This is a genomic window from Labrenzia sp. R5_0 (genome assembly GCF_017743835.1).
Lineage (GTDB): Bacteria > Pseudomonadota > Alphaproteobacteria > Rhizobiales > Stappiaceae > Roseibium > Roseibium algicola.
Genome location: NZ_JAGHRK010000008.1, coordinates 178,136 through 192,708 on the forward strand (window position 1 = coordinate 178,136; position 14,573 = coordinate 192,708).

Annotated in this window: 13 protein-coding genes; all 13 read left to right on the top strand. The window is 58.5% G+C overall.

Features of this window, described 5'->3' with window-relative positions; all coding sequences use genetic code 11:
- The first annotated feature begins 200 nt into the window (after positions 1-200).
- The 13 genes from J7447_RS28690 to J7447_RS28750 all read left to right on the top strand — a co-directional run bounded on the left by J7447_RS28690 (position 201) and on the right by J7447_RS28750 (position 14,515).
- A complete protein-coding gene (locus J7447_RS28690) occupies positions 201-386 on the top strand; it encodes a DUF4089 domain-containing protein (RefSeq protein ID WP_200863770.1) in 186 nt (61 codons plus the stop codon).
- Positions 383-1,795, top strand: coding sequence for an AtzE family amidohydrolase (locus J7447_RS28695; protein WP_209171601.1), 1,413 nt, complete (start codon positions 383-385; stop codon positions 1,793-1,795). The genes J7447_RS28690 and J7447_RS28695 overlap by 4 nt, the downstream gene beginning before the upstream one ends.
- A 6-nt stretch (positions 1,796-1,801) precedes the next feature.
- Positions 1,802-2,695 carry a LysR substrate-binding domain-containing protein gene (locus tag J7447_RS28700; protein ID WP_209171602.1) on the top strand — a complete coding sequence of 298 codons (894 nt, stop codon included), beginning with the start codon at positions 1,802-1,804 and terminating at the stop codon, positions 2,693-2,695.
- A gap of 191 nt (positions 2,696-2,886) precedes the next feature.
- Positions 2,887-4,014 (top strand): TIGR03364 family FAD-dependent oxidoreductase, encoded by a 1,128-nt coding sequence (locus tag J7447_RS28705; RefSeq protein ID WP_209171603.1) that lies wholly within the window; start codon positions 2,887-2,889, stop codon positions 4,012-4,014.
- A 9-nt stretch (positions 4,015-4,023) separates the two neighbouring features.
- Entirely contained in the window at positions 4,024-4,806 is a 783-nt protein-coding gene (gene phnX / locus J7447_RS28710) for a phosphonoacetaldehyde hydrolase (RefSeq protein ID WP_075284215.1), read from the top strand.
- The gene (locus J7447_RS28715; protein WP_209171604.1) at positions 4,803-6,299 is read left to right on the top strand and encodes a sulfatase-like hydrolase/transferase; all 1,497 of its coding nucleotides are present in this window, start codon (positions 4,803-4,805) and stop codon (positions 6,297-6,299) included. Before phnX ends, J7447_RS28715 begins: the two co-directional genes overlap by 4 nt.
- A gap of 141 nt (positions 6,300-6,440) precedes the next feature.
- The gene (locus J7447_RS28720; protein WP_209171605.1) at positions 6,441-7,205 is read left to right on the top strand and encodes a trypsin-like serine protease; all 765 of its coding nucleotides are present in this window, start codon (positions 6,441-6,443) and stop codon (positions 7,203-7,205) included.
- A gap of 166 nt (positions 7,206-7,371) precedes the next feature.
- The gene (locus tag J7447_RS28725) at positions 7,372-8,181 is read left to right on the top strand and encodes an NAD kinase (RefSeq protein ID WP_031269325.1); all 810 of its coding nucleotides are present in this window, start codon (positions 7,372-7,374) and stop codon (positions 8,179-8,181) included.
- A gap of 144 nt (positions 8,182-8,325) precedes the next feature.
- Positions 8,326-8,850, top strand: coding sequence for an Hpt domain-containing protein (locus J7447_RS28730; RefSeq protein WP_023001108.1), 525 nt, complete (start codon positions 8,326-8,328; stop codon positions 8,848-8,850).
- 107 nt (positions 8,851-8,957) lie between these two features.
- Complete coding sequence (locus tag J7447_RS28735) at positions 8,958-10,712, top strand: caspase domain-containing protein (RefSeq protein ID WP_209171606.1); 1,755 nt, start codon at positions 8,958-8,960, stop codon at positions 10,710-10,712.
- A 159-nt stretch (positions 10,713-10,871) separates the two neighbouring features.
- On the top strand, positions 10,872-11,831 hold the full coding sequence (locus tag J7447_RS28740) for a caspase domain-containing protein (RefSeq protein ID WP_209171607.1): 960 nt from the start codon (positions 10,872-10,874) through the stop codon (positions 11,829-11,831).
- A gap of 66 nt (positions 11,832-11,897) precedes the next feature.
- A complete protein-coding gene (locus J7447_RS28745; RefSeq protein ID WP_209171608.1) occupies positions 11,898-12,605 on the top strand; it encodes a hypothetical protein in 708 nt (235 codons plus the stop codon).
- 161 nt (positions 12,606-12,766) lie between these two features.
- The gene (locus tag J7447_RS28750) at positions 12,767-14,515 is read left to right on the top strand and encodes a caspase domain-containing protein (protein WP_209171609.1); all 1,749 of its coding nucleotides are present in this window, start codon (positions 12,767-12,769) and stop codon (positions 14,513-14,515) included.
- The last annotated feature ends 58 nt before the right edge of the window (positions 14,516-14,573 follow it).

Sequence of the window (14,573 nt, forward strand, 5' to 3'; positions counted from 1 at the left end):
CATTATGCGCAGGGCTATTTTTTATGCAACAAAAATGCTGCGCCGCAACAACGCCGTCCTGTGGAGACATTCGGAAGTCACCCTGGAGCGCTTGAAACCGGACTTGCGAAAGACGGAACCAAAAGAAGATTTCTCCTCTGGACAGAACCCCACAGCCTTAGAATGATGCACCGGGAAAATTCAGGATGAAGGAAAGCGGGATGGCGGACACGTTTGAGCCGAAGGCGCATGTGGCCCACATGGAAAAGATGTTGGGGCTGACGATCGAAGAAGATTGGCGCCCTGTTGTGGAAATGCATATCGCCGCGATCGAGAAAGCTGCCGAAGCCGTCCTGGATTTTCCGCTGGAAGACCACGCCGAAGCCGCACCGGTCTTTGTTCCATGAGCCAGGACAACAGCAAACTGAACACCCGCTCGGCGGCTCAGACGGCCACAGCCGTCAACAGCGGCGACATCAAGGCTCTGGAAGTTGCCTACGCATCTCTCGAGACCATTGAACGTCTCAATCCGACGGTCAACGCCTTTACCGACGTTCTGGGGGAGCGTGCACTTCTTGAAGCGCGCGCTGTCGATGACGCGATTACAGAGGGCCGAACACTGCCACTCGCCGGTGTCCCATATGCGGTCAAGAACCTGTATGATGTCGAAGGCCTGACAACCCGCGCCGGCGCGAAGATCAATCGCGAAAACCCGCCTGCTTCTGCCGATGCGACTTTGGTCCGCAAGCTGAAGGACGCTGGCGCAGTTCTGGTCGGCGCGACCCACATGGGCGAATACGCCTATGATTTTACCGGAGAAAGCGCACACGACGGCATCTGCCGCAATCCTCATGATACGGGTCATATGACCGGGGGGTCTTCCTCCGGATCTGCCGCGGCAACGGCTGCCGGCATGGTGCCGCTGGCAATGGGCTCCGATACCAATGGCTCCATCCGCGTGCCGGCCTCGTTCTGCGGCCTGTTCGGCTTGAAACCGACCTATGGCCGTCTCAGCCGTGCAGGCACATATCCGTTTGTCGGCAGTCTCGATCACCTAGGCCCACTCACACGATCGGCAGAAGATCTTGCCCTGATCTTTGACGTCCTGCAGGGCCACGACCCCGCGGACCCGGCCCAGGCAAACCATCCGGAAATCGAGACCCATAACCGGCTGCAGGAAGATATCGGCCCGCTGCGCATTGCCGTGGCAGGTGGCTATTTCCGCGACAAGGCCCTGCCGGACGCCCTGAATGCAGTGGATCTTGTCGCCAAGGCGCTTGGGGCAAGCCTTGAGATTGACATTCCGGAAGCTGCCCGGGCCCGCGCCGCTGCCTATGTCATCACGGCGGCCGAAGGCTCTACCCTGCATCTCGGCCGTATCCTGGAACGGCCGCAGGACTTTGACCCGGAAACGCGTGACCGCTTCCTGGCGGGAACCATGGTACCGGCAATCTGGGTCCAGCAGGCCCAACGCTTCCGGAGCTGGTTTCGCGACCTCTTCCGCAAGATCTTCGAGAATGTCGATGTTCTTCTGGCCCCGGCGACCCCCTTCCCGGCCCTGCCGTCAGGTACCAAGACCTTCACGATCGGCGGCGAGACCATGCCGGCCCGGCCCAACATCGGCCTGTTTACCCAGCCAATCTCCTTCATCGGCCTTCCCGCGGTGACGGTACCGGTCTGGCAGGAAGGGGCGACATTGCCGATCGGTGTTCAGGTGATCGCCCCTGCCTGGCGCGAGGATCTGGCGCTTCGTGTCGCTCACCACCTGGAACAGACAGGTATCTGCCGCGCGCCCGTCGCCAATTTGACGGCCTGAAGCCCGGTGAAAAGGGAACAGGCCCGCACCACAGGAAACCTCAGCCTGGCGCAACTGCGAGCGCTGGAAGCTGTGGTGCGCACCGGAAGCTTCACAGATGCGGCGAAGGAAATCGGCGTCTCCCAACCCTCCATCTCCAATCACATTCAGGGTCTGGAAAGCCGCTTCAAGACAAAACTGCTGGTAAAGTCCGGATATTCAGTTTCCGCGACGCCGGCTCTGGTCGCTCTATTACCCCGCATCAGGGCCTTGCTGGCATTGGCAGGTGATCTGGAAACCGAGCTGTCTCACCACCGCGCCTTGGCGGCTGGTGAACTCAGGATTGGCTATTCAACCTATCAGCTTGCCATCCCGATCATCTCGGCCTTCATGGCGAAACACCCGACCATCTCGATCGAGGCCCGCGCCCTTGCAAGCCAGGACATCATCAACCTGATCGAAACAGGCTCTCTCGATATCGGCTTCATTACCGGGCGCGAAATTCCGGCAGGCCTCGAAGGCGAATTGATCCTGAAGACACGCATTGTCCTGGCGGTTCCTCCCGAACACCCGCTGGCGAAAAAGGAGAGCGCTTCCTGGAAAGACGTCGCCGAGCTCCCCCTCCTCCAACGCGAAGGAAGTTCCGGTACCCGCAGGCTGTTCGAAGCCGCTGCCACGCTTGCCGGGACAAGACCCAAGACCGCACTCGCTCTTGGCTCGTGGGGGTCGATCGCAACGCTGGTCAGATCCGGCTCGGGTATCGGTGTCGCGCTGGAAGCGGAAATCACCGAGCGCGACGGTTGTGTCGGTGTCAGGATCGAAGACGCGAACCTCAACGCAAACCACTTTGCAGTCTGGCAAAAAGACATGGGTACGGTTGCCGCCATAGAGGCATTTCGAGCCGGTTTGCCCGCTTCATGACAAATAGAAGTCACCCGTCATTTGATAATTAAAACCTATACATTCTGATCTTTGATAGACCGAAAGGCACTTCCGTGATTACTGGTGCCTGACGCTTTCAAAACCACTGCACCAGAGTCGATTTCATCGCCCGCGACAAAAGCGTGATACTGACTTCGAACGGCTCCAGCACATTTCCAGAGACCGCCTGAATGAAACAGAGATCTTATGACCTTGCGATCGTCGGTGCCGGGATCGTTGGGCTTGCGCATGCCCTCGCAGCAGTCAGGCGCGGCAAGAAAGTTGTCGTCATTGATCGCGACAGCCAGGCAAATGGCGCCTCGATCCGCAACTTCGGCTTTGTGACTGTTACCGGCCAACAGGCAGGCGAATGCTGGCAGAAAGCGTCGCGCAGCCGACAGGTGTGGGCAGAAGTTGCGAAAGCCGCCCGCATACCGCTGCTGCACGAAGGTCTGACCATGTCCGCAAGGCTCCCGGAGTCGGAAGCTGTTATCGACGCGTTTCTGAAGACAGAAATGGGTGCGGAGTGTCGGCTCCTTACACCCGCTGAGGCCGCCCTCAAGGTTCCCTGTTTGCGACAGGAGAAGATCAGCTGCGCGCTCTATTCGCCGCTGGAAGTGCGCGTGGAATCGAAAGATGCCCTGCCCCGGATCGCCAATTGGCTGAAAGAAGCCCATGCCGTCGACTTCCTCTGGCAGACAAGCGTCAATTCTGTCGAGGCGCCGAAGCTTCAAACCTCGCGCGGGACGGTGCACGCGGAGACCGTGATCGTCTGCCCCGGCGACGATGGCACGACGCTTTTTTCTGACCGGATCGCCACTTACAAAGTCACACGCTGCAAACTGCAGATGTTGCGCGTCGCCCCTCGCAATCGTATCGACCTTGGCACCGCAGTCATGTCTGACCTCGGCCTTGCGCGATATCTTGGCTATGCCGAACTCCCCCAAGCAGAGCCTTTGAAAGCCCGGCTGGATAGGGAGATGGCTGATCATCGAGAAAACGGCATTCACCTGATCGTTGTCCAGTCCGAAGACGGCAGTCTCGTTGTCGGCGACAGCCATCATTACAGCGCGACACCCGATCCGTTCATCGACAAGACCGTGAACGACCTGATCCTGGGCGAGATGGAGACGATCCTCGATCTCGGCCCCTATGACATTTCTGAAACCTGGATCGGCACCTATGCCTCTGCCCCGGACCGCTGGCGCTTCACCGATGCGCCGGACGATAGTACCCGCATTGTCGTCGTCACGGCCGGCTGCGGTGCCTCCACCGCCTTCGCCATCGGCGAGGAAACCATTGCCGATCTCTATGCGTGAGGAAACAAGATGAGCAAATTCAAAGCCGTGGTCTTCGACTGGGCCGGCACCATGATCGACTTCGGATCCTTTGCCCCGATGGGTGTCTTCGTAAAGGCCTTCGAGACCTTCGGCATTACCGCAACCATCGACCAGGCACGCGGCCCGATGGGCAAACCGAAGTGGGACCACATCCGCTCCATGATGGATGATCCGGACATCTGCGCCCAATGGATCGCCAAATACGGCCACGCACCAACTGATGCCGATGTGGACAAGGTCTACAAGGTCTTCGTTCCAATGAACGAGGAAGTCGTCGCCGATTTCTCCGATCTCGTTCCAGGTGCTGCCGAGGTTGTCAGATTGCTTCGCGCCAAGGGCATGAAAATCGGCTCGACCACCGGCTATACCCGCTCGATCATGGAACGCGTGCTGCCGAAAGCCGCCGAACAGGGTTATGAACCGGACAATCTCATCTGTGCCGACGACCTGCCGGAAGGCCGTCCCGGTCCGCTCGGCATGTATCAGTGCTTCGTCGATCTGGTGGCCTACCCGCCGAGCGCGGTCATAAAGGTGGACGACACTGAACCGGGCATTGCCGAGGGTGTTGCAGCCGGCTGCCTGACTGTTGGTCTTGCGCTGTCAGGCAACTATGCAGGCAAGACACCGGAGGAACTCGCTGCACTTTCGAAAGATCAGGTTGACGTCCTGCGCCAGCATGCAACGGTAGAGCTGAAAAAAGCCGGCGCCGATTACGTGATTGATACGGTCGCGGATCTGCCAGCCCTGATCGAGAAACTGGAAGTGGCATGACACGTCCGAATATCCTGCTGATCACCGCTGACCAGTGGCGGGGCGATTGTCTCGGCACAGTTGGACACCCTGTTGTCAGGACGCCGAACCTTGATGCCTTCGCCGAAACGGCAACAGTTTTCGAGCAGCATTATGCAGCAACGGCTCCGTGCTCTCCTGCACGGGCCTCGCTCTATACCGGACTTTACCAGATGAACCACCGGGTCGTGTGGAACGGGGCACCACTCGATGACCGGTTCGACAATATCGCCCGTGCTGCCCGCCGGGCCGGGTATACGCCAACGTTGTTCGGCTACACCGATACCTCACCCGATCCGCGCCTGCATCACCCGAACGATCCCGTCCTGACTTCCTATGAAGGTGTTCTGCCCGGCTTCTGGGTACGCCAGCCTCTTGCCGAGGACGAAAAGCAATGGCTTTCCTGGATGGTCTCACGCGGCCACGATCCCGCAGGTTTGCCTACCATCCATCACGTGGAACCCGAAGAAGGTGAAAAAGTCAGCCTCAAGGCAGTCAGGTATTCGAAGGACGAAACCCAGACCGCCTTCATGACGGATGCCTTCCTCACCTGGCTTGGAGAACAGGAAGAAGACCGGCCATGGATGGCGCATGTTTCCTTCCTGCGACCGCATCCGCCGATTGCCGCTCCTGTCCCCTATAACACCCTCTACCATCCGGATGACGGGCCGGGTTTCTCCGGGGCACCAACTGCGGCGGAGGAAGCTGCGTTTCATCCCCTAATGGAAGCCCTGCAGGACTATCAGCAGCTGGCCTCCCATCTACCGGGGACCACTGACTTCGTGCGTGATCTGACTGAGCGCGATCTCAGGCGGTTGCGAGCACTTTATTACGGCATGATCACCGAAGTTGACGCACAGCTCGGCCGGATCTTCGAGGCGCTGGAACCACTCGAAAACACGTTGGTTATTTTCACTTCCGATCATGCGGAGATGATGGGCGATCACTGGATGCTCGGCAAAAGCGGGTTCTACCGCGAAAGCTACCACATCCCCCTCATGATACGGGCACCGGGTGGCGGTGCAGCGAACCGGGTCTCCGCCTTCACGTCCTCGACCGATCTCTTCCCGACGCTCCTGGATCTGCTGGATATCGAACCCGAACATACCCCGGACGGAGCCAGCCTGCTGCCGTACCTCAGCGGACAAACGCCTCTGTCCTGGCGAGATGCTGCCCTTTGGGAGTTCGATTACAGGCAATTTCTGAAGAAATGGCCGGAGAAGTTCCCGGCATCTGCCCATGAAGGATCCTCCACAGCACTTTGCCGCCTCGGGCCGGAATGGCAGTTCGTGCATTTCTCCGGAATGCCCAACATTCTGATGAAGGCCACCTGCACGTCCACCGCGCCGGTCAACGAGGCGGCCAGTCACCCGGACCTGGTGATCGCCAACCTTGATGCCCTTGTGGCAACCCGGATGCGCCACAACGACGAGACCCTGGCCCGCACCCTGGTCTGGGACTACTATCGGGAATAGCATGGACTTTAGCAGGTCCGCTTAGCGTGACGTTAAGCGTCGAACGACAGAATGAACCCTCCATAGGGGCTCTGAAGAATGCGTCAGACTTTGCGGAAAAATCGGCTTTTCACCGGGATTGGACGGAGTGTTCTCCGGACCATGGGCCTGGCTCTCGTCGCCCTGCTCTCGCACCAGCATGTGTCCGCGGCCCCGATTGAGCTCAAGGTCATTGACTCGATCGATCCACCCTGGCCGTCCATAGGACGGGTAAATGTTGCCGGCTTCAGGTCGACTGCCATGTGTACCGGCACCTTGATCGCACCCGATATCGTGCTCACAGCCGCCCATTGCCTCTACAACAAGACGACCCGCAGGCCCTTTCCGATCGAAGACCTTCTGTTCATGGCCGGTGTTCGGCGGGACGAATATTCCGCCCGCCTGGAACCTGCCTGCACCATCACCGCTGCAGGATACGAGCCACGGCAGAAACCCAGGTTGCGGGAGGTACACAAGGATGTCGGGATCATTTTGCTGAAGGAACCCAGCACATTACCGCCCGTTCCGGTGCTTTCGCTGGATGAGGCAACAGTTCTGACCAAGGACACACGGTTTCAATCCGCAGGCTACCGCCGCAGCCGCCGGTTTCTGCCAACCGTCGTGCCCGCGTGCAGGGTCATGGGAACCGCCGAGGACAGCTGGGTAACGGATTGCGCCTCGGAAGCCGGCGCATCGGGCGGCCCGCTCCTGGTGGAAACGCCGAACGGGCTCCGTGTTGCCGGCATCATGTCGGCCAAGATCGACGCCGTCCGCTCAGCCATCGTGCCTTTCCTGGAATGGCAGGACCTTTTGGCCAATCCGAGCTGCAGCGGTGACAGTGCTCCGGCAACCCCGCCACTCCGGTCATCGTTTGATACGGACAACTGACGACAATCCAGCCGACGGGCATAATCTGAACCGAAAGACAAATTTTCTCTGCACCAACGCCGGTTGCCCGGTTATGGTGCTATTCCCTGAATTCGGCCCGGAGCAGCTTCGCAACCCATGCAGCTTTTTGGCCGGCAGACTGCCAGACGCAAAGACCCCTTGGCTCATGTACCAATCTGCGCCTCCTTCCAGTGCTGAACACTTCCGGCCGGTTTCCACCGACAAGCTCGCCTTTGTCGCCAGCGACACGGAGGAAGCACTCAAGGCTCAGGAAGACCTGTCCGCCCGCTACGGCAATGTTCCAGTGGCTGAAGCCGATGTCATCGTGGCTCTCGGCGGCGATGGCCTGATGCTGCAGACCCTTCACAAGCACATGGGCAGCAACAAGCCGATCTACGGCATGAACCGTGGTTCGGTCGGCTTCCTGATGAACGAATACCGGGAAAACGACCTGAAGGACCGGCTAGCGCTGGCCGACATCACGACGATCCGGCCTTTGGAAATGACGGCAACGACCTCCGAAGGCATTCACCACGCCCTTGCCATCAACGAGGTGTCACTCCTGCGCCAGACATCGCAGGCCGCCCGGCTGCGCATCTCGGTCGATGGACGCGTTCGGCTGGAAGAACTTGTGTGCGATGGCATCATAGTTGCGACACCGGCAGGCAGCACTGCCTACAATCTATCTGCGCATGGCCCGATCCTGCCAATCACCGCACAACTGCTCGCGCTGACCCCCATCAGCGCCTTCCGGCCACGGCGTTGGCGCGGCGCGATCCTGCCGAACGGCGCCAAGGTCGATATCGAGATACTGGATCCCGGCAAACGCCCTGTCAGCGCGTCGGCCGACCACACCGAAATCCGACACGTCACCCATGTCGCAGTCCGGGAGGCGGCCGAAGCGGAAGGCGTGATCATGTTTGATTCCGATCACGGTTGGGACGAACGCATCCTCACTGAAATGTTCCGCTATTAGTTTCGAAACATCCTGGCGGAAACACCCTGTTAAGTATGATTGCCGATACTGCCAGCCACAGGCTCCGGCCGAATGCCCGAAGGCTTTGCCACCGAGGTGTTCTGAAGTCAGGACCGATCGAGGATAACGAGGACATTTGCCGTCATGGCCGACACTGCCAAGGACCAGGAATATGAAATCTTGTCCCCGCCATCGGACCTGCGCAGCAAGGTGCGGGAACTGACACCTCGCGAGGCCAAGAAATTCGATCCGGTCAAGGCGGCTGAAGCAGCACTCGAGCGCTTGTCCTCCCATTTCGGAACCTGGATGAACAACGAGAGCGCCACACTGCTTCACGCGTGGGAAGCTGTTCGCGCACAGGGATTGAACGACGACACCCTCGCCGCCCTGTTTCAGGCTGCTCACAACATCAAGGGACAGGCCCTGACACTTGGTTTTCCATTGGTTGGCGAAGTCGCCGCCAGCTTCTGTCACCTGATCGAAACCGTGCCGTCTCCCGACAAGTTGCCCCTGTCCCTCGTCGAACGCTACGTCGAAGCCATTCGCGCAATGGTCGCCGAAGGTGCAAAGGACGAAGCGAACAAGACCGGCGTCGAACTTCTGAAAACCCTGCAAGGCGTGACGGAAGAATATCTGGCGCAATTTCCGCCGAAACCTGATGACGTCTGACGGACCAGTAGACCAAATGCCAACAAGGTTTATGCCGCAACGTCAAAGAGTTGATTGACTCAGGTTTCAAGCGCGCATAGCATCCGGCCTATTCATGGAGAATGGCCGTGAAACATTTTTTTTGTTTCTTTTTTCTTTTATTGCTGTCTTTGACTTCCGCACATGCCGAACGAAGGGTAGCTCTCGTAATAGGGAATTCCGGCTACGCAAATGTCGCGGAGCTGAAGAACCCCTACAATGATGCCAAGGGCATGTCGGACAAGCTGACGGACCTCGGATTCGATGTTGTCACAGGTCTCGACCTGAGCTTGAGGGACATGCGCCAGACCGTGCGCGAGTTCATCAAGAAGCTCGACAACGCTGACCTTGCCCTGTTCTTCTATGCCGGCCATGGCATCCAGGTGAACGGCGAGAATTATCTCGTCCCGGTCGACGCTGAACTCAGCACCCATCTCGACCTTGATTTCGAGGCCCTGCCCGCAAATCTCGTGCTCAATGCCATGGAGCAAAGCACGAAGGTCAACCTTGTCTTTCTGGATGCCTGCCGAAACAACCCGTTTACGGAAAACCTCGCCCGGTCCATGGGGACGCGCTCAAGCGCAGTCGGTCGTGGACTTGCGAAGATCGGCTCCGGTGTCGGTTCCCTGGTGTCCTTCGCCACCCAGCCGGGCAATGTCGCGCTTGACGGCGATGGCGAGAACAGCCCGTTTACAACTGCCCTGATCAAGCATCTCGGCACGCCCGGTCAGGACATCACCCGCGACCTGGTAATGGTGCGACGTGACGTTCTGGAAGCCACCAAGGGTCAGCAGGTTCCCTGGGACAATTCCTCGCTGACTGGCGAAGTCATCCTCAAACAGCTTGAGATGGTGCAGCCCGTCGAGCCGGAGAAGCCCGCGATCAATCCGCAGATCGAGCTGACCTATTGGGACTCGATCAAGTCCGGACAGAATGCGGCCTACTTCGAAACCTATCTGTCTCGCTACCCGGAAGGCCAGTTCGCCGACATCGCCCGGATCCGTCTGGACGAGATCAAGGCAAAGGCAGAAAGCGACAAGGCCAAGCAGGCAAAACCGGACGCCACGGCTGAAATCACCTATTGGCAGACGATCCAGAACTCGACCCGGCCGGAGATGTTCGAGAGTTATCTCGGCAGATACCCGAACGGGATCTATGCCGACCTTGCCCAGCTGAAAATCCAGTCGATCAAGAGCCAGGCGGAAGCGGATGCGCGCCGCAAGGCTCAGGCAGAGGCAGAAGCCCAAGCCATCGCTACGGCAGCAGCGAATGCATCGCCTGAAAGAACGACGTCCAAGCCTGCAGACGAAATCACCGTTGCCGCCCTGACGCCTGATCAGGCGCCGTCAACGACCTCGACATCCCCGGTATCGTTGTTATCGCCTGAAGAGCTTGCAACGGCTCTCCAGACAGAACTCAACCGGGTTGGCTGTTCGGTTGGCCGTGTTGACGGCGACTGGGGCAACAGAAGCCGTCAGGCATTGAGAACCTATGGCCGCGAAGCCGGGATCGATCTTGCCTCGCTCGACCCGGATCCTTCCATTCTGGAACAGCTCAAGAAGTCGACCGGACGCGTTTGCCCGCTGACCTGTGGGCGGAACCAGGAACTGAAGAACGGTCGCTGTGTCGCGACCAGAAAGCCTGAACCTTCCGGCAACAGCACAAAACCGAGCGCACAAACCAAGACAACTGACAGCTGCCCGAAAAACCCGTCAGCCTATGGAAACAAGGTAATTGGAAAATCTCATGGCCTCGGCCGCCAGACCCTTACACACCCCTGCGGCAGGAAGCTTGCATGCAGAGGTTCTAGGGCCAGCTGGGTAAAGACCTGCACCTGGCTTTAGCTGTTCGGCTGAAGTCCGATTTATGAATGTTTGAAGTTGAATTTTTCTGGTGAGCCCGCGATCTGATTTCCGATCCCGAATCGCCGGATTACCCTTCGGGGGAGCAGCCGGTTTATTGCCCGATTGCTCCCGAGATCAGGTAGCTCTGGAGAATCGATTGTGAAGCAGATCCTCGTATCCCTTTTGCTTCTTGCGTTTGCCGCAAGCGCGGCACATGCCGAACGCCGAGTAGCACTCGTGATCGGTAATTCCGGTTATGAGCACGTCACTCAGCTCACCAATCCGGACAACGACGCCAAAGGCATGGCCGAAAAACTGGCCAGTCTGGATTTCGAGGTCGTGACCGGCACCAACCTGTCGCTTCGTGATATGCGAAAGACCGTTCGGGAGTTCATCGCCAAGCTCGAAGGTGCTGATATAGCCCTGTTCTTCTACGCAGGGCATGGCCTTCAGGTAAGTGGCGAGAACTATCTGGTGCCGATTGATGCCGAGCTGAATTCCTACGTCGATCTTGAATTCGAGGCGATGCCGGCGAACCTTGTTCTCAATGCCATGGAGCATTCCACCAAGGTCAATCTGGTGTTTCTGGACGCCTGCCGGAACAATCCGCTGGCTGAAAACCTCGCACGGTCCATGGGCACCCGTTCCGGCTCAGTCGGCAGGGGCCTTGCCAAGATCGGCTCCGGGGTTGGCTCCCTGATTTCCTTCGCCACCCAGCCAGGTAACGTCGCACTTGATGGTGATGGCAAGAACAGCCCCTTCACCACGGCCCTGCTGAAACATCTCGGCACACCCGGACAGGATATTACCCGGGATCTCGTGATGGTCCGCCGGGATGTGCTGGAGGCAACCAAAGGTCAGCAGGTTCCCTGGGACAATTCCTCGCTGACTGGCGAAGTCATCCTCAAGCAGCTTGAGATGGTGGAGCCCATTGAACCGGAAAAGCCAGCGATCAACCCGCAGATCGAGCTGGCTTACTGGGATTCGATCAAGTCCGGCGAATCCATTGCCTATTTTGAAACCTACCTGAGCCGTTACCCCGACGGCCAGTTTGCCGACATCGCCCGGATCCGGATCGATGAGCTCAAGGCAAAGGCCGAACGTGACAAGGCCCAGTAGAACAAGCCGGATGCAACGGCTGAGATCACCTACTGGCAAACAATCCAGAATTCGACCCGGCCGGAGATGTTCGAAAGTTACATTACCCGGTATCCAAGAGGGATCTACGCCGACCTTGCGCGGTTGAAGATTGAATCGATCAAACGCCAGGCTGAAGCAGAAAGCCTCCGCAAGGCCCAGGCCTCAGCGGCCGCGCCCAACCCGGTGCCTGAAAGAGCTGCTACCAAACGCGACGAGGAAATCACCGTTGCCGCGTTGACACCTGACGAAACACCGGCAGGCGACATTCCTTCGCCAATCACACCGCTCTCCGCTGAAGAACTGGCTACGGCTCTGCAGACTGAACTCAACCGCGTCGGTTGTTCGGTTGGCAGGGTTGATGGCGATTGGGGCAACAAGAGCCGTCGGGCACTGAGGACCTATGGACGCGAAGCGGGCATCGATCTTGCCTCACTTGACCCGGATCCTTCCATTCTGGATCAGCTCAAGAAATCAACCGGACGCGTTTGCCCGCTCACCTGTGGACGGAACCAGGAACTGAAGAACGGTCGCTGTGTCGCAACCAGAAAACCTGAACCTTCCGGCAACGGCTCCAAGCCGAGCACCAAGTCCAAGACCGCCGACAGTTGCCCGAAAAACCCGACTATTTACGGCAACAAGATCATCGGCAGAGTGCCCGGTGTCGGACGACAGACGTTGACACACCCGTGCGGCAGGAAGCTCGCTTGCAAAGGTTCAAAGGCCAGCTGGATATTGAGCTGCAACTGGATTTAGCCACACGGTTAAAGCCAGATTTAAGTACGTTTAAAGTTGAAGTGTGCCGGCGAGCCGCGATCTGAATTATGATCCCGGCCTGCCGGAGTGCCCTACAGCAGAGTAACCGGAATAGTTTTGCACGGCAGCTCCCGAGAGCTGGTAGGTTTGGAGAACCGCCTGTGAAGCAGATAATCGCATGCCTGTTGCTACTTGTGTTTGCCGCAAGCGCGGCACATGCCGAACGAAGGGTAGCTCTCGTAATAGGTAATTCCGGCTACGCGAATGTCGCGGAGCTGAAGAACCCCTACAATGATGCCAAGGGCATGTCGGACAAGCTGACGGACCTCGGATTCGATGTTGTCACAGGTCTCGACCTCAGCTTGAGGGACATGCGCCAGACCGTGCGCGAGTTCATCAAGAAGCTCGACAACGCAGACCTTGCCCTGTTCTTCTATGCCGGTCATGGCATCCAGGTGAACGGCGAGAATTATCTCGTCCCGGTCGATGCCGAACTCAGCACTCATCTCGACCTTGATTTCGAGGCCCTGCCCGCAAATCTCGTGCTCAATGCCATGGAGCAGAGCACGAAGGTCAACCTTGTCTTTCTGGATGCCTGCCGAAACAACCCGTTTACGGAAAACCTCGCCCGGTCCATGGGGACGCGCTCAAGCGCAGTCGGTCGTGGCCTTGCGAAGATCGGCTCCGGTGTCGGCTCCCTGGTTTCCTTCGCCACCCAGCCGGGCAATGTCGCGCTTGACGGCGATGGCGAGAACAGCCCGTTTACAACTGCCCTGATCAAGCATCTCGGCACGCCCGGTCAGGACATCACCCGCGACCTGGTAATGGTGCGACGTGACGTTCTGGAAGCGACCAAGGGACAGCAGGTTCCCTGGGACAATTCCTCGCTGACTGGCGAAGTCATTCTCAAACAGCTTGAGATGGTGCAGCCCGTCGAACCGGAAAAACCCGCGATCAATCCGCAGATCGAGCTGACCTATTGGGACTCGATCAAGTCCGGACAGAATGCGGCCTACTTCGAGACCTATCTGTCTCGGTATCCGGAAGGCCAGTTCGCCGACATCGCCCGGATCCGCCTGGACGAGATCAAGGCAAAGGCCGAAAGCGACAAGGCCAAGCAGGCAAAACCGGATGCCACGGCTGAAATCACCTATTGGCAGACAATCCAGAATTCGACCCGGCCGGAGATGTTCGAGAGTTATCTCGGCAGATACCCGAACGGGATCTATGCCGACCTTGCCCAGCTGAAAATCCAGTCGATCAAGAGCCAGGCGGAAGCGGATGCGCGCCGCAAGGCAGAGGCAGAAGCCCAAGCCATCGCTTCGGCAGCAGCGAATGCATCGCCAGAAAGAACGACAGCCAAGCCTGCAGACGAAATCACCGTTGCCGCCCTGACGCCTGATCAAGCGCCGTCAACGGCCTCGCCGTCCCCGGTATCGTTGTTATCGCCTGAAGAGCTTGCAACGGCTCTCCAGACAGAACTCAACCGGGTTGGCTGTTCGGTCGGCCGTGTTGATGGTGACTGGGGCAACAGAAGCCGGCAGGCACTGAGAACCTATGGCCGCGAAGCCGGGATCGATCTTGCCTCACTTGACCCGGATCCTTCCATTCTGGATCAGCTCAAGAAGTCGACCGGACGCGTTTGCCCACTCACCTGTGGACGGAACCAGGAACTGAAGAACGGTCGCTGTGTCGCGACCAGAACGCCTGAACCTTCCGGCAACAGCACAAAACCGAGCACACAGGCGAAGACCGCCGACAGTTGCCCGAATAACCCGAGCTCTTATGGCAACAAGATAATTGGAAAATCTCACGGCCTGGGCCGCCAGACATTAACCCATCCCTGTGGCAGAAAGCTCTCCTGTGTGGGCAACCATTCCAGTTGGGTTCTGACCTGTAACTGGCTTTAAGCACTTGGCTCAGGCCTGAATTTTAGACTTTCGAAGTTGAGATGTTCCGGCGTATCCG